Raw genomic sequence first — 14695 nt, 5'->3', positions numbered from 1 at the left:
CGCGGGGCGCTGGCGGCACCGTTCAGTCGATCCGCTTGAGGTGCTGCTTGAACAGCCGCTGCCGCGCCACGTAGCTTTCCACCCCTTGGCGGATGCGCGCGATGTCTTCGTCCGTGAGCTCACGCACCACCTTGGCCGGCGCGCCCAGGATCAACGACCGGTCGGGAAAGACTTTGCCTTCGGTCACGATCGCCCCCGCGCCCACGAGGCAGTTCTTGCCGATCACGGCCCGGTTCAGGACCACGGCCTGGATGCCGATGAGGGACCCATCGCCTATCGTGCAGCCGTGGAGCATGGCCTGGTGGCCGACGGTCACGTAGTCGCCGACGATCAGCTTCAGGCCTGGGTCGGTGTGGAGCACTGCGCCTTCCTGCACATTGCTCGAATGGCCGATGACGATGTCGTCATTGTCGGCGCGGATGACCGCCCCGGGCCAGACGCTCGAGTTTTCGGCCAGCCGGGCCTTGCCGATGACGGTGGCGCCTTCGGCAACGTATGCGGATTCGTGGATGGTGGGCGCATCGGCCCCGAGCTGATATACCGCCATGTGGATCTTCTGCTGAATAGTTTTCAATCGGCTACGTTGTAGTTGCTATAATAAGAGGTTTCTTAAAGTCGGAAAGCGCTTGCACGGGGCCTTTGCGCTTTCGGCGGCAGCATTGCAGTACAAGAACTCGCAGTAAAAAAGAACGTTCACCTCCGGCGTGAGCCGGCCGAATGAAATAAAGGGGTAGTGGGCCCCGCGGAGACGCCTGCTGGAAGATTTTCCGCCGTATCTCGAACGGCTGGTCCGGCAGGAATGGCAGGAGACACGGCATCCGCGAGTCGCATATCCCAACCTGATTTTTAGGAATTTAGGTCGAGGTTTTCATGAAGCGTGTGCTGTCCCTGATGCTAATTGCGAGCGGTGCGATGTTGGGTGCGGCGGCCGCGCCGTCCCTGGCAGCGGATGCCACGGCCCGGCCCAAGGTCGACCTGGCCAAGGGCGAGCAGCTGTTCAACGACGGCGATCCGTCTCGCAACGTCATATCCTGTGCCAGTTGCCATGGCCCGGGCGGAAACAGCCCCGGTGCCGCGAATCCCAAGCTGGCCGGGCAGCACCCGGAATACCTCTACAAGCAATTGGCGAACTTCAAGGTCAAGGAAGGCGCCAAGAAGCCCGAGCGCGTCAATGCGGTCATGAACGCCATCGCGGCTGGCCTCACCGACGAGGAAATGCGTAATATTTCCGCCTATCTCGGTGCCCAGGCCCTCAAGCCTGCGGTTGCCAAGAACAAAGACACGGTCGAGCTCGGCCAGCGCATCTACCGCGCCGGCATCCCGAGCAAGGGCGTGCCCGCCTGCGCGTCGTGCCACAGTCCCAACGGCAGCGGCATTCCTTCCCAGTATCCCCGCGTGGCGGGCCAGTTCGCCGAGTACACGGAGTCCCAGCTGGTGGCCTTCCGCAGCGGCGCGCGGGCCAATAGCCTCCCGATGACCCAAGTCGCGGAGAAGATGTCCGACGCCGAGATCAAGGCCGTGTCTGATTACATCGCCGGCCTGCGCTGACCGCATCGCCGGAACCACCGTAGTCGCGAGCGGTCACTCGAGGGGCGGGCTATCCGCCCCTTTTGCATTCCATGGCGCGGACGATCGCTCCCGCGCCGCGCGGCGAAACCCGCATTTCCATCATGATGACGACAGCTTCCTCCGCAGCATCCCGCCCGGCCCCCCGACGTCTCGGGGCTGACCTGTTCGAATTGCTGGGGTCCATGCGGTTCGCCGTGAGCCTGCTGGTGTTCATCTGCTTGGCGAGCGTCGTCGGCACGGTCGTGGTGCAGAACCAGCCGTCGAACAACTACGTCAACCAGTTCGGCCCGTTCTGGTACGAGGTGTTCGACGTATTCTCGCTCTACCATGTCTATAACGCCTGGTGGTTCCTGCTCATCATGGGCTTCCTGGTGGTGTCCACCAGCTTGTGCATCCTTCGCACCTCGCCCAAGATGATCCGCGACATGCGCTCGTTCAGGGAGCACGTCCGCGAAGCCAGCCTGCGCGCGTTTCACCACCATGCCGAGTTTTCGTCGGCTGCAGCGCGGCCTGCGGAAGTCGCCGATGAAGTTGCGGGCTTGCTCCGCCGGCGGGGATACGCGCTGCGCATCAAGTCCAGCGGCGAGGCCTCCCTGGTGGCGGCCAAGACCGGCAGCGGCAACCGGCTGGGCTACATCTTCGCGCACACCGCCATCGTCATCGTCTGCATCGGCGGGCTGTTGGACAGCGAACTGCCCATCCGGCTGCAGATCTGGTTCGGCGGCAAGCAACCCTTGTTCGAGAACATGGCCATCGCGGACGTGCCGGCGTCCGGGCGCCTGGGGCCCGGGAATCCGAGCTTCCGGGGCAATGTCCTGGTGCCCGAGGGCGGCCAGACGCGCAACGCCATCGTGATGGTGGACGACGGGGCGCTGGTGCAGCCCCTGCCATTCACGCTGGAACTGAAGAAATTCGTCGTCGAATACTATTCGACGGGGATGCCCCGCCTGTTCGCGAGCGAAGTAGAGGTTACCGACCACGGCACCGGGGAACGCTTCCCCGCCACCATCAAGGTCAACGAACCCCTTCGGTACAAGGGCATAACGGTCTACCAATCCAGTTTCGACGACGGCGGGAGCTCCCTCGAGCTGACTGGCTATGCGTTGCGCGGCAGTCAGCCCTACACGTTTCCGGTCTCGGGCACGGTAGGCGGCACGGCGCGCTTGGTGGCCGATGATGCGGGTGGCAACGAGGCCCTGAAGGACCTCTCTGTCGAGTTCAGCGGGTTTCGCCCCATCAACGTCGAAAACTTCGCCGGCGGCGGGGTCGGGGCGGCCCAGCCCAAGGCACTGCGCGAGCAGGTGGCCGCAGTCGCGGGCAGCGCGGCCCGGCCTGGCCAGAACGATGCGTTCCGCAATGTCGGGCCCAGCGTGCAGTACAAGCTGCGCGACGCGAGCGGCCAGGCGCACGAATTCCACAATTACATGTTGCCCATCGAGCTCGATGGCGTGCCGGTCTTTTTGACGGGGGTGCGTGCCAGTCCGGACGAGGATTTCCGCTATGTGCGCATGCCCGCCGATGCCGACCGCTCCCTCAAGGAATTCATGGCCCTGCGCGCCGCGCTCCAGGACCCCCAGGCGCGGGCCTTGGCCGCGCGGCGCTTTGCCGCGGCCAACAGGCCGGCCGCGGGTGATGACGAGCTGACTGCGCAGTTGCGCGAGTCGGCCGAGCGGGCGCTCGACACGTTTGCCGGCGGCGGCTTGCAGTCGATCGCGCGGTTCCTGGAGTCCAATGTTCCGGCCGCGGAGCAGCAGCGGGCGGCCGACGTGGTCGTCAAGCTCTTGGGTGGCGCGATGGCCGAGCTGCGGGCCGTCGCCCGCGAGCGTAGCGGGCTGCCGCCCTTGCCCACGGACGGGGAGGGCGCCGCCGAGGCGGCCGCGTGGAACCAGGCGGCGGTCGCCGCCCTGTCAGACCTCTTCCTGTATCCCGCGCCTGTCGTGCTGGGGCTCAAGGACTTCCGCCACGTCCAGGCCAGCGTCTTCCAGGTCAGCCGGACGCCGGGCAAAAATGCGGTATACCTGGGCTGCGTATTGTTGATTCTCGGCGTGTTCTCGATGCTCTACATCCGCGAGCGCCGGGTCTGGCTGTGGATCAAGCCGGGCGCCGGCGGGCAGGGCGCACACAGCCTCATGGCCATGACTTCCCAGCGGCGCACGCTGGATTTCAACCAGGAATTCGAGCGGCTCAAGGCGGACATCGCCGCATTGCCGCTGCACCAGAAAGGGTAGCCAAGCATGGAATTGACGTCACTCACCCGCGGGGATGCAGGTCGGCCGATGCGCGGCGGCAGCGACGGCCGCCGCAAAGTCGATTGGACGGATGCCGCCTTTGCGCTGTTGCTGGTCGTCGGTGCGGCGTTCGCCTTCCACCGGGTGGGCGACATCATGACCGGCTACGACAAGGCTATCCTCGTGGGCGCGGTTGCGGTCATGGCATGGCTGGGCTGGCTCTGGCGGCCGCTGCGCGTGCTGATGCTGGCGGTGGCCGCAGGCAGCGGCCTGGCATTGGGCCTCTACCAAGGCGAGCTGGCCCGCGCGGAACAGGCGTTTCTGCTCAAGTATCTTTTGTCGTCCCAGTCCGCCATTCTCTGGATGTGCGCCCTGTTCGTGCTGGCCACTGCCTGCTACTGGATAGGGCTGCTGGCGCGCAGCGCCACGGCTGCCTGGCTCGGCACCGCGTTGACCTGGGGGGCCGTGTTCGCTGGGTTGACCGGCCTCTTGGTGCGTTGGCACGAGAGCTATCTGCTGAGCCCGGACATCGGCTACATCCCGGTCAGCAACTTGTACGAAGTGTTCATCCTGTTCTCCCTGATTACGGCGCTGTTCTACCTTTATTACGAGCGCAGGTACGAAACGCGCGCCTTGGGCGGATTCGTGCTGCTCGTCATTGCATCGGCCGTGGCTTTCTTGCTCTGGTATACCTTCGACCGGGGGGCGCAGCAGATCCAGCCGCTCGTGCCCGCCCTCCAGAGCTGGTGGATGAAATTGCACGTGCCCGCCAACTTCATCGGCTACGGCACGTTCTCGTTGGCAGCCATGGTCGCCTTCGCCTATTTGGTGAAGGCCCACGGCAAGACCGCCTCATGGGTGCGGCTGGCACCGCTGTTCGTGCTGGGCGTGCTACTCGCCGTCGAGCCCATGGTGTTCCGGCAAACGGGCATGCCCGCGTATTGGATGGTTTACGCGGGCGTGGCCGCGCTCATCGTCGGCGGCATCTTGCTCGGCCGCAGGCGCCTCGCCGAGCACCTGCCTTCCCTCGAGGTGTTGGACGACATCATGTACAAGGCCATCGCGGTGGGGTTCGCGTTCTTCACGGTGGCTACGGTCTTGGGCGCCTTGTGGGCCGCCGACGCGTGGGGCGCCTATTGGCAATGGGATCCCAAAGAAACCTGGGCCCTGATCGTGTGGCTCAATTACGCGGCCTGGCTGCACATGCGCCTCATCAAGGGACTGCGCGGCAGCCTGGCAGCCTATTGGGCGTTGGTGGGTCTGCTGGTGACCGGTTTCGCATTCCTGGGCGTGAACATGTTTCTCTCGGGGCTCCATTCCTACGGCGAGCTGTAACCCCCGCCCGCCCAGGGCGAAGGCCGCTTTTTTCGCGTGCCTGGGTGCCTGCGCGGCGACGCGGGCGAACCTTCCCCCGCCTGGCGTTGTCTATCGTCGAGACAGTGCGTCACCGCGCCAGAGGCGGCGGCCGCCGCGCGCTGCCTGTTACAGGAGAGCGACATGCTGATACGCAGGCCTTCCGATGTACGACCTTCCGAAATCACGCCTGAACAGGTCTACCGCGACCGGCGCCGATGGATACTGCAGGCCGGATTGGCTGCCTCGGCCATGGGGCTCTCGGGGTGGACTGACCGGCGCGCCTTCGCGCAGACGACAGGCGTCAAGCTACCGGCGGCGCGGAACGGTGCGTACGTGGTGATGGACAAGCCTACCTCCCAGAAGGACGTCACCACCTACAACAATTTCTACGAATTTGGCACTGACAAGGGGGATCCGTCGAGCCGCTCCGGGCGTTTCCGCACCTCGCCGTGGTCGGTGTCCGTCGAGGGCGAGGTACTCAAGCCGCAGACCTTGTCGATCGACGACCTGCGCAAGCTGGCGCCGCTGGAAGAGCGCATCTACCGCCTGCGTTGCGTCGAAGGGTGGTCCATGGTGATTCCGTGGATAGGGTATTCCCTCTCCGCGCTGATCCGGCGGGTCGAGCCCACCGGGAACGCGAAGTTCGTCGAGTTCGTCTCCGCCATGCAGCCGGACACCATGCCCGGATTGCGCGTGCCCGTGATCGACTGGCCTTATGTAGAGGGGCTGCGCATGGATGAGGCCATGCATCCACTGACGCTCCTGGCCTTCGGTGTGTACGGCGAAACGTTGCCTAACCAGAACGGGGCGCCGGTGCGGGTGGTCGTGCCGTGGAAGTATGGATTCAAATCCGGCAAGTCGCTGGTGAAGATTCGCTTCGTGGAAAAGCAACCCATGACGAGCTGGGTCCGGGCCGCTCCCCACGAGTATGGCTTTTATGCCAACGTCAATCCCGAGGTGCCGCACCCCCGGTGGAGCCAGGAGACGGAGCGGCGCATTGGCGAAGACGGCCTGTTTTCGCCCAAGCGTAAGACCTTGAAGTTCAACGGTTACGGCGAGCAGGTGGCGTCGCTCTACAGCGGCATGGACCTCGCCCGATACTACTGACAGGAGGCTGCGTGCGCCGCGCCTGCGCGCTCGCCTTCATCTGCACAGGGGGCGCGTGCCATGGAAAATGAAATGACCGGCTCACCGGTCGCGCCAAGGCGGGCGCCCGCATCCAGGGTTGGCCCGCGGATTTTCGGCATGCCCGCGGGGCGCTTCAAACTCCTGCTATTTGCGGTTTTCCTATTGCCCTTGGCCCGGTGGGTATGGCTGGGGCTGGCCGATGGCCTCACTGCCAATCCGGTGGAATTCCTCACCCGTTCCTCCGGCACCTGGACGCTGGTCGCGTTGCTCGCGACGCTCTCCATCTCGCCGCTCAGGCAGCTTCTCGGGCAGCCCGCCTTGCTACAGGTGCGCCGCATGTGCGGGCTGTTTACGTTTTTCTACGCCTGCCTGCACTTCATGAGCTATGTATGGTGGGACCAGTGGTTCGACGCGGCCGAAATCGCGCAGGATATCGCCCGGCGGCCCTTCATTGCCGTGGGCTTCGCGGGCTTCGTCGGCTTGGTCGCGCTCGCGGCGACTTCCACGCGCGGTTGGATGCGCCGGCTGGGGCGCTGGTGGCAGCGCGTGCACAGGCTGGTCTACGCCATCGGCGTGGCGGTGCTGCTGCATTATTGGTGGCAGAAAGCCGGCAAAAATGATTTTTCCGCGGTGTTTATCTACACTTTGGTATTCGCGGGATTGATGGGGTGGCGCCTTGTGCAGTGGCGCAGGCGCCAGCAGGGAGGCCTTTCGGCCAAGCATGCGCCCAGACCGCCTCACGATAACCACAGGGGTGCTCCATGAACGAAGTCACGGCCGACTCTGCCAAATTGCAGTCCGCCAAGAACCTGACGATGGTGATCTATGCGCTCTATGCGCTATCGCTCGTGGTCGGGGTGAGCAGCATTGCGGCCATCATCATCAACTACATCAAGAAGGGCGATGTGGCCGGTACATGGTTGGAAAGCCATTTCCGGTGGCAAATCCGGACTTTCTGGTTTGCCGTCCTGTGGGGCATCGTGGGCGCCTTGACGGTATGGCTATTCATTGGCTGGGTCGTCTGGTTCGTCGCTTTCATCTGGTTCATCTACCGCATCGTCAAGGGTTGGCTAAACCTGAACGACGGCAAAGAAATGTACACGGCGTGAGGGCCACGCGGCGTCAGCGCGCCAACACGCGGCGTATGACGCCGCGAAGCCAGGCCGAAACGGGAGGCTATCGCCGGAGCGGGATCGGGCGGCTTCACGGCTACGAGGCGCGCCACGGTTTCACCGAGACGAAGATCATCTATCACGATAGCGGCACGGCCTGGCGCGATGCCCGGTCCCTGGCCCCAGTGGGCTGGCCCCAAGGCCCACTGGGCCTTGGGGCTGCCCGCAGCGCGTCATGCACTTATCGTATCGGTTGCCAGCAACCTTCCGCCGCCGTAGCTTCCCTGCACCGGAGGTTCTCCGCCCAGCCGCATGGCCACCGCGCAATACTTGAACTCGGGGATCTTGCCGTACGGGTCCAGCACGGGATTCGTTAGTTTGTTGATGGCGGCTTCGTAGTAGCAGAACGGCACGAATACCGCGCCCCGGGGCGTGCCTTCGTCCGCGCGGGCATAAAGCGAGACTTGGCCGCGGCGCGATTCGAGGGTCACGATGTCGCCTGGCTTGCCGCCCAAGTCCGCGAGGTCCAGCGGGTGTACTAGCGCCACGGGGTCGGGTTCGATCGCGTCGAGCACGGACGCCCGCCGCGTCATGCTGCCCGTATGCCAGTGCTCGAGTTGGCGTCCGGTGATCAACACCATGGGGTAGTCCTCATCCGGACGTTCGGCCGCTGGAATGATGTCTGCCGGCACAAAGCGTGCCCGGCCGGTTTCGGTCGGGAACTCCGTCCTGAACACGACCGGTTCGCCAGGGTCGCCTTCCTTCATGCACGGGTAGGTGACGGCATGCTCGGCTTGCAGCCGTTCCCACGTGATGCCGCTTATGCTCGGCATGGCGCGGCGCATTTCGTCGAACACTTCCGAGACGTCGCGGTAGTTCCAATCCAGCCCCATTTGCGCGGCGATCTGCTGGATGATCCAGATGTCTTGGCGCGCATCGCCCGGCGGTTGCAAGGCTTGCCGGCCCATTTGCACGGTGCGGTCGGTGTTGGTGAAGGTGCCGGTTTTTTCGGGAAAGGCCGAGGCCGGCAAGACGACATCGGCGAGATAGGCCGTCTCGGTCAGGAAGATATCTTGCACGACGAGATGGTCGAGCACCGCCAGGGCTTCGCGTGCGTGGCTGGCGTCCGGGTCGGACATGGCCGGGTTCTCGCCCATGATGTACATGCCCCGCACCTCGCCAGCCTTGATCGCGTGCATGACCTCCACGACGGTCAATCCAGGCTTGGGGTCGAGCGGGACGCCCCAGAGGTCTTCGAATTTCTTGCGGGCGGCCGGGTTGTCGACGCGCTGGTAATCCGGATACATCATCGGAATCAGGCCCGCATCCGAGGCGCCCTGCACGTTGTTCTGGCCCCGCAGCGGATGCAACCCCGTGCCGGGGCGCCCGATCTGGCCCGTCATCAGCGCCAGGGCGATCAGGCACCGGGCGTTGTCAGTGCCATGCACGTGCTGGGAAACGCCCATGCCCCAGAGAATCATCGAGGCCTTGGAGGTCGCATAGAGGCGTGCCACGTGGCGGATGGTGTCGGCGTCGATGCCGCAAATGGGTGCCATGCGTTCCGGGCTGTAGCCCTCGACGTTCTTGCGCAGTTCCTCGTAGCCGATGGTCCGGCTCGCGATGAATGCTTCGTCCACCAGTCCCTCATGCACGATGACATGCATCATCGCGTTGAGCAGCGCAACGTCGGTATCTGGCTGGAATTGCAGGAAGCGGTAGGCATGCCGTGCGAGGTCCGATCGCCGGGGATCGGCCAGGATGAGCTTAGTGCCTTGTTTGACCGCGTTTTTGATCCAGCTGGCGGCGACAGGATGGTTTACCGTCGGATTGGCCCCAATGACGATCACCACTTCGGCCTTGCCGACGTCCATCACCGGGTTGGAAACCGCGCCCGAGCCTATGCCTTCCAACAGCGCCGCGACAGACGATGCATGGCACAAGCGCGTGCAGTGGTCGACATTGTTGCTGCCGAAGCCCGTGCGCACGAGTTTCTGGAACAGGTAGGCTTCTTCGTTGCTGCCCTTGGCCGATCCGAACCCTGCCAAGGCGCGCTTGCCGTAGGTGTCGCGGATCGCGCGCAGGCGTTGGCCCACCAGGTCCAGCGCTTCCTCCCACGTGGCTTCCCGGAACACTTCCATCACGCGCTCTGGATCCATCGGGGCATGGGGCTGCTTGGGCGCGTCGGGCCGCCGGATGAGCGGCCGGGTGAGGCGATGCGGGTGGTGGGCGTAGTCGAAGCCGTAGCGGCCCTTGACGCACAGGCGCGCGTGGTTGGCCGGGCCGTCGCGGCCTTCCACGTACAGGATGCGGTTGTCTTTGACGTGGTAAGTCAGTTGGCAGCCCACGCCGCAGTACGGGCATACGGAGTCCACTTGTTTGTCTGGCACCGCCAGCGCCGCGCCGCGCGCCGGCGCCAGGGCCCCGGTCGGACATGCCTGTACGCATTCGCCGCAGGCCACGCAGGTGGAGGCCCCCATGGGGTCGTCCATGTCGAATACGATCTTGGCCTGGTGGCCACGGTAGGCGAGCCCGATGACGTCGTTGACCTGTTCGTCGCGGCAAGCCCGCAGGCAGCGCGTGCACTGGATGCAGGCGTCGAGGTTGACCGCAATGGCCGGATGGGTGGTGTCGGCGCAAGGCTGCGGCCGCGCGTCGAAGCGAGGCTTGGCGACGCCGAGTTTTTCCGCCCAGAGGCCGACTTCGTTGTGGCGCGTGTAGACGGTTTCTGGCATGTCGGACTGCAGCAGCTCGAGCACCATCTTCTGGGCTTGCACCGCGCGCTCGCTTTGCGTCGTGACGACCATGCCTTCTCGCGGCGTGCGGCAGCACGAGGGGGCCAAGACCCGTTCCCCTTCGATTTCGACCATGCACGCGCGGCAATTGCCGGCCGGCTCCAGTCCATCCTTGTAGCAAAGGTGGGGAATCTCGATGCCGAGCCGGGCGGCCACCTGGATCAGCGTTTCGTTTTCGGCGGCGCTCACCTCCATGCCGTTGAGCGTGAAAGTGACGGTGGCGGGCTCGAGGCCGAGTTCGCGGCGGTTGACGGCATTCATCAGCGGCTCTCTTCTTGCAGCCCCAGTTCATGGGGGAAATACTTGATGACGCAATCCACGGGGTTGGGCGCGGCTTGTCCCAGTCCGCAGATGGAAGCGTCGCGCATGACGGCGGAAAGATCCCGCAGCAGGGCGAGATCCCAGAGCGGCTTGCTGATCAGCTCGAGGGCCTTGGCCGTGCCGACGCGGCAAGGCGTGCACTGGCCGCAAGACTCGTCTCGGAAGAAACGCATTAGGTTGCGCGCGGCCCCGATGGCGCTGTCGTGCTTCGAGAGCACCATGACGGCCGCCGAGCCGATGAAACAGCCGTAAGGCTGCAGGGTGTCGAAGTCCAGCGGGATGTCGTTCATCGAAGCGGGCAGGATGCCGCCGGAGGCGCCGCCCGGCAGATAGGCGTAAAACTCGTGCCCTTCCTGCATGCCATCGCAGTATTCGTCGATCAACTCCTGGATCGTGATGCCGGCCGGCGCCAGGTGGACGCCGGGCTTGCGCACCCGCCCCGATACCGAAAAGGAACGCAATCCCTTGCGGCCGCGTCGGCCATGCGAGGCGAACCAGTCGCTTCCTCGCTCGAGAATGTCGCGCACCCAGTACAGCGTTTCGAAGTTGTGCTCGAGCGTAGGCCGGCCGAACAGACCGACCTGGGCGACATAGGGCGGCCGCAAGCGCGGCATGCCGCGCTTGCCTTCGATGGATTCGATCATGGCCGACTCCTCCCCGCAGATGTAAGCTCCCGCTCCGCGGCGCAATTCGATGGCGGGCAGCGGGGAGACCGGCGGGTCGTCGCGCAGGCGTTGCAGTTCCTTTTCGAGTATTGCGCGGCAGCCGGGATACTCGTCGCGCAGGTAGACATAGACGGTCTGCGCGCCAATAGCCCAGGCGGCGATGAGCAGACCTTCAAGATGGCGGTGCGGATCGCGTTCCAGGTAGTAACGGTCTTTGAAGGTGCCGGGCTCGCCTTCGTCGATGTTGACCGCCATCAGGCGCGGGCCGGGTTCTGCGCGCACCGCGCGCCATTTGCGGCCTGCGGGAAAGCCGGCGCCCCCAAGGCCGCGCAGCCCCGAGTCTTCGAGTGCAGAGATCACGGATTCCACGTCCCGCTGTCCATGCACGCATTCGCGTAGCAGCCGGTACCCGCCTTGAGCGAGGTAGGTGGCATAGTCGGTGTACGAGCCCGGAAGTTCTCGCGTCTGGCCGTTCTCGACGGCGCTGCGCACGGCTTCGGGCGAGGCGCACGAAACGGGGTTTTGTCCCACCATGGCAACCGGCGCCTGTTCGCAGCGGCCCATGCAGGGCGCTTCCAGCACCCGTACGTCCGGGCCGAGGATTTCCTGCAGCCGCGCCAGCAAGGATGGGGCCCCGGCGATTTCGCAGGACAGGCTCGTGCAGACCCGGACCGTGAGCGGTGCGACGCCGGACTCGGACCGATCGTCGTCGCGCACCACGTCGAAGTGGTGGTAGAAGGATGCGACTTCGAACACCTCGGCCTGGGCCATGCCCAATTCCTGCGCGAGGGCCGCCAGGTGGCGGGTGCCCAGCTGGCCATAGCGGTCGTTGATGCGGTGCAGGTGTTCGATCAGCAGGTCGCGCCGGCGAGGTGCGTCGCCGAGCAGCGCCCGGACTTCGGCCAGCGCAGCGGGATCCACACGGCGGCCCTTGGGGTGCCGGCGCTTGCGTTCGCGCGTGGGCGCTGCCGCCACGATGGGGATGACTTTTTGTTCCATGGGAATCTCGGCAGCCGTGCGTCGCGGACAGGCAGGGCGGACGGCTAAAATATGTAATTCAGAACATATTTTTGTTTTGTTCAAGCCCACTCTAACAAAGAAACCCAAGCAAAAGAATATGTCTAGGATTGCATAATGTTTAAGGTTGCTATCCAGCCGAGCTGGCACATCCATGGAACGGATGCATCGCTTCGGCCCCCGGTCGACACTGCCTTGCTGTTGCGACTGCTCGGCCGCATACGGGCGTCGGGCTCCATCGCTGCAGCCGGCCGGCAGGAAGGCTTGTCCTATCGCCACGTATGGGGGTTGTTGCGCAGCGCCGAGGCGCTATTCGGCACGCCGCTGCTCGAAAAGCAGCCAGGACGGGGTACGCGGCTCAGTCACTTGGGCATGGTGCTGCTGCTGGCGGAAGAGCGCATCCGCGCGCGCCTGTCGCCGACCCTCGACAGCCTGGCGTCGGAGCTGGAGGCCGAGATCCGCAAGGCCGTCACCCCCGATCAACCCCCTTTGCGCCTATACGCCAGCCACGGCTTCGCCGTCGCTGCGTTGGTGGATTGGATCAATGCGGCCGACATCCCGGTGGAACTCCGTTATCGCAATAGCACGGAGGCCGTCGCCGCGCTGGCGCGGGGCGAATGCGATTTGGCCGGCTTCCACGTGCCATTGGGCGAGTTCGAAGGCGAGGCCGCGCGACGATATCTGCAATGGCTGGACCCGCGCAAACACGTGTTGATCCAGCTTGCCCTGCGGGTACAGGGCTTGTTCGTCGCTCCCGGCAACCCCAAAGGCATCGGGCGGTTGGCCGATCTGGGCCGGCCCGGCGTGCGCTTCGTCAACCGGCAGGAGGGGTCGGGGACTCGCATGCTGCTGGAGCTCATGCTGGGGCGGTCGGGGGTGTCGCCCGGCCGCATCAATGGTTTCGACAGCACGGAGTTCACGCACGCGGCGGTGGCAGCCTACATCGCGAGCGACATGGCGGACGTCGGTTTTGGCATCGAGACCGCCGCGCGACGGTTTGGGCTTGATTTCGTCCCTCTCGCCACCGAGCGGTATTTCTTCGCGGTCGAGCAGGCGTCGCTTCACGCCGGGCGCCTCGATGAGGTGCTCGCCATACTGAAAACGCCCGGCTTCGTGGACAGACTGGAGGAGCTGCCCGGTTACGAGCCCGTCGAGACGGGCGCAGTCTTGACGCTGGACCAAGCGTTCGGCCCCGCGTCGAGCAGCGTTCAGTCCTCCTGACTGGCCACGGCCGTCTTGCGCGCGCGGCTGCGCGGCGCACTCTTGCGGGCCGTCTTGCGCGGCGATTTCTTGGCCGGGGCAGAGGGCAGCGTTTCGGGCGGTGGCGGCACGGATGCCGGCGGCTCCGGAGAGGGCGGTGCAGGCTCGGGTGTGGCCGCCTCGGGCGACGGTGCGGCCACGGGCAGGGGCGCTTGCGGAGCTGGTTCGACTGCGGGCGTGGCGGCAGGGCTGTCGGCGGGCGTCTCGCGCGAGCGAGCCGCCGCATTCTTGTTCGAAGGCCGCGCGGTGCGCCGTTTCTCGTTGCGCTTGGCCGCCGTGGGTGCGGCCTCCTCGGCTGGCTGCTGGGTGGCGGGTGCTGGCGCGGGCCTGGCGGGGGAAGCGTCGAGCAGGGCGTGCTCGCCGTTGCCAATGCGAGAGACGTAGGCGCCAGATTTGTCGTCTCGCCCGAATTCCAGGAGCCCCTTGGCCTGGGCGGCCTCCAGCAGGTTGCCGAACGCGCGGAAGCCGTAATAGGACTCGTTGAAGTCCGGCCTTCTGCGCTTGATTGCTTCCTTCAGGACGGATGCCCAGATCTTGCCGGTGTCGCCGCGTTCTGCGGCCAGCGCGTCGAGGGTCTCCACGGCCAGAGCAATGCCTTGTTCGCGGCGGGCTTCCAGGTCGTCCTTGCGGTGCTTGTCTTCTTCGTGGGGGCGGCGGCTGGCCGATGACGATGCGCGTGCATCGCGCCGCGACGCGTGCTGGGTTTCCCGTACCAGGTCGTCGTAGAAGATGAATTCGTCGCAGTTGGCGATCAGCAGGTCGGAGGTGGATTGCTTCACGCCTAGGCCGATGACCTGCTTGGCGTTCTCGCGCAGCTTAGAGACGAGCGGCGAGAAATCAGAGTCGCCGCTGATGATGACGAAGGTGTTGACGTGCGATTTCGTATAGCAGAGGTCCAGCGCGTCGACGACGAGGCGGATATCGGCGGAATTCTTTCCGGACTGGCGCACGTGAGGAATGTCGATCAGTTCGAAATTGGCCTCGTGCATGGTCGCCTTGAAGCCCTTGTAGCGCTCCCAGTCGCAATAAGCCTTCTTGACTACGATGCTGCCCTTCAGCAGGAGGCGCTCGAGCACCAGCTTGATGTCGAAGCGCTCGTACTTGGCGTCGCGCACACCCAGGGCCACGTTTTCGAAGTCGCAGAACAGCGCCATGCTGACGTTGTCCGGGATGGTGTTCATGGGGCGGTGCTCCGATGGTGCGACGGCGGGCGGGGTCCCGCCGCGAGATTAGGATGATACCGGTTC

At 65.1% G+C, this 14695-nt stretch carries 11 protein-coding genes; 7 read left to right on the top strand and 4 right to left on the bottom strand.

Features of this window, described 5'->3' with window-relative positions; all coding sequences use genetic code 11:
* Positions 1-22: 22 nt before the first annotated feature.
* Complete coding sequence (locus Q0319_RS11640; RefSeq protein WP_296466245.1) at positions 23-547, bottom strand: gamma carbonic anhydrase family protein; 525 nt, start codon at positions 545-547, stop codon at positions 23-25.
* A gap of 323 nt (positions 548-870) precedes the next feature.
* On the opposite strand from Q0319_RS11640, the gene Q0319_RS11635 reads away from it, so the two are divergent.
* The 6 genes from Q0319_RS11635 to Q0319_RS11610 all read left to right on the top strand — a co-directional run bounded on the left by Q0319_RS11635 (position 871) and on the right by Q0319_RS11610 (position 7390).
* Entirely contained in the window at positions 871-1548 is a 678-nt protein-coding gene (locus Q0319_RS11635) for a c-type cytochrome (protein ID WP_296466242.1), read from the top strand.
* 122 nt (positions 1549-1670) lie between these two features.
* The gene (locus Q0319_RS11630; protein WP_299452675.1) at positions 1671-3797 is read left to right on the top strand and encodes a cytochrome c biogenesis protein ResB; all 2127 of its coding nucleotides are present in this window, start codon (positions 1671-1673) and stop codon (positions 3795-3797) included.
* Positions 3798-3845: 48 nt separating this feature from the next.
* The gene (ccsB, locus tag Q0319_RS11625; RefSeq protein WP_296466288.1) at positions 3846-5132 is read left to right on the top strand and encodes a c-type cytochrome biogenesis protein CcsB; all 1287 of its coding nucleotides are present in this window, start codon (positions 3846-3848) and stop codon (positions 5130-5132) included.
* Positions 5133-5294: 162 nt separating this feature from the next.
* Complete coding sequence (msrP, locus tag Q0319_RS11620) at positions 5295-6260, top strand: protein-methionine-sulfoxide reductase catalytic subunit MsrP (protein ID WP_299452672.1); 966 nt, start codon at positions 5295-5297, stop codon at positions 6258-6260.
* A gap of 138 nt (positions 6261-6398) precedes the next feature.
* Positions 6399-7046 carry a protein-methionine-sulfoxide reductase heme-binding subunit MsrQ gene (locus tag Q0319_RS11615; RefSeq protein WP_296468567.1) on the top strand — a complete coding sequence of 216 codons (648 nt, stop codon included), beginning with the start codon at positions 6399-6401 and terminating at the stop codon, positions 7044-7046.
* Entirely contained in the window at positions 7043-7390 is a 348-nt protein-coding gene (locus Q0319_RS11610; protein ID WP_296468565.1) for a hypothetical protein, read from the top strand. The genes Q0319_RS11615 and Q0319_RS11610 overlap by 4 nt, the downstream gene beginning before the upstream one ends.
* Positions 7391-7626: 236 nt before the next feature.
* Here the strand turns inward: Q0319_RS11610 and fdhF are convergent, their stop codons facing one another.
* Together fdhF and Q0319_RS11600 are read right to left on the bottom strand one after the other, a co-directional pair.
* Positions 7627-10446, bottom strand: a complete 2820-nt coding sequence (fdhF, locus tag Q0319_RS11605) for a formate dehydrogenase subunit alpha (protein ID WP_296468563.1) — start codon at positions 10444-10446, stop codon at positions 7627-7629.
* Positions 10446-12170: an NADH-ubiquinone oxidoreductase-F iron-sulfur binding region domain-containing protein gene (locus tag Q0319_RS11600; protein ID WP_299452667.1), complete on the bottom strand. Its 1725-nt coding sequence runs from the start codon at positions 12168-12170 to the stop codon at positions 10446-10448. Before Q0319_RS11600 ends, fdhF begins: the two co-directional genes overlap by 1 nt.
* A 135-nt stretch (positions 12171-12305) precedes the next feature.
* Between Q0319_RS11600 and Q0319_RS11595 the strand changes: the two genes are divergently transcribed.
* Complete coding sequence (locus tag Q0319_RS11595; RefSeq protein ID WP_296468559.1) at positions 12306-13409, top strand: substrate-binding domain-containing protein; 1104 nt, start codon at positions 12306-12308, stop codon at positions 13407-13409.
* Here the strand turns inward: Q0319_RS11595 and Q0319_RS11590 are convergent.
* Positions 13397-14629: an NYN domain-containing protein gene (locus Q0319_RS11590; RefSeq protein ID WP_296468557.1), complete on the bottom strand. Its 1233-nt coding sequence runs from the start codon at positions 14627-14629 to the stop codon at positions 13397-13399. The genes Q0319_RS11595 and Q0319_RS11590 overlap by 13 nt on opposite strands.
* Positions 14630-14695 lie beyond the last annotated feature (66 nt).

Origin of the sequence: uncultured Pigmentiphaga sp., from assembly GCF_937950555.1 — a bacterium.
Classification (GTDB): domain Bacteria; phylum Pseudomonadota; class Gammaproteobacteria; order Burkholderiales; family Burkholderiaceae_B; genus Pigmentiphaga.
Note: the sequence above shows the minus strand (reverse complement) of the source record. Positions and strands in the feature narration are given on the sequence as shown.

What these genes read in the sequence shown, in the direction of transcription:
- Q0319_RS11640 (WP_296466245.1), bottom strand. Translation starts at nt 547, where the DNA reads ATGGCGGTATATCAGCTCGGGGCCGATGCGCCCACCATCCACGAATCC.
- Q0319_RS11635 (WP_296466242.1), top strand. Translation starts at nt 871, where the DNA reads ATGAAGCGTGTGCTGTCCCTGATGCTAATTGCGAGCGGTGCGATGTTG.
- Q0319_RS11630 (WP_299452675.1), top strand. Translation starts at nt 1,671, where the DNA reads ATGATGACGACAGCTTCCTCCGCAGCATCCCGCCCGGCCCCCCGACGT.
- ccsB (WP_296466288.1), top strand. Translation starts at nt 3,846, where the DNA reads ATGCGCGGCGGCAGCGACGGCCGCCGCAAAGTCGATTGGACGGATGCC.
- msrP (WP_299452672.1), top strand. Translation starts at nt 5,295, where the DNA reads ATGCTGATACGCAGGCCTTCCGATGTACGACCTTCCGAAATCACGCCT.
- Q0319_RS11615 (WP_296468567.1), top strand. Translation starts at nt 6,399, where the DNA reads ATGCCCGCGGGGCGCTTCAAACTCCTGCTATTTGCGGTTTTCCTATTG.
- Q0319_RS11610 (WP_296468565.1), top strand. Translation starts at nt 7,043, where the DNA reads ATGAACGAAGTCACGGCCGACTCTGCCAAATTGCAGTCCGCCAAGAAC.
- fdhF (WP_296468563.1), bottom strand. Translation starts at nt 10,446, where the DNA reads ATGAATGCCGTCAACCGCCGCGAACTCGGCCTCGAGCCCGCCACCGTC.
- Q0319_RS11600 (WP_299452667.1), bottom strand. Translation starts at nt 12,170, where the DNA reads ATGGAACAAAAAGTCATCCCCATCGTGGCGGCAGCGCCCACGCGCGAA.
- Q0319_RS11595 (WP_296468559.1), top strand. Translation starts at nt 12,306, where the DNA reads ATGTTTAAGGTTGCTATCCAGCCGAGCTGGCACATCCATGGAACGGAT.
- Q0319_RS11590 (WP_296468557.1), bottom strand. Translation starts at nt 14,629, where the DNA reads ATGAACACCATCCCGGACAACGTCAGCATGGCGCTGTTCTGCGACTTC.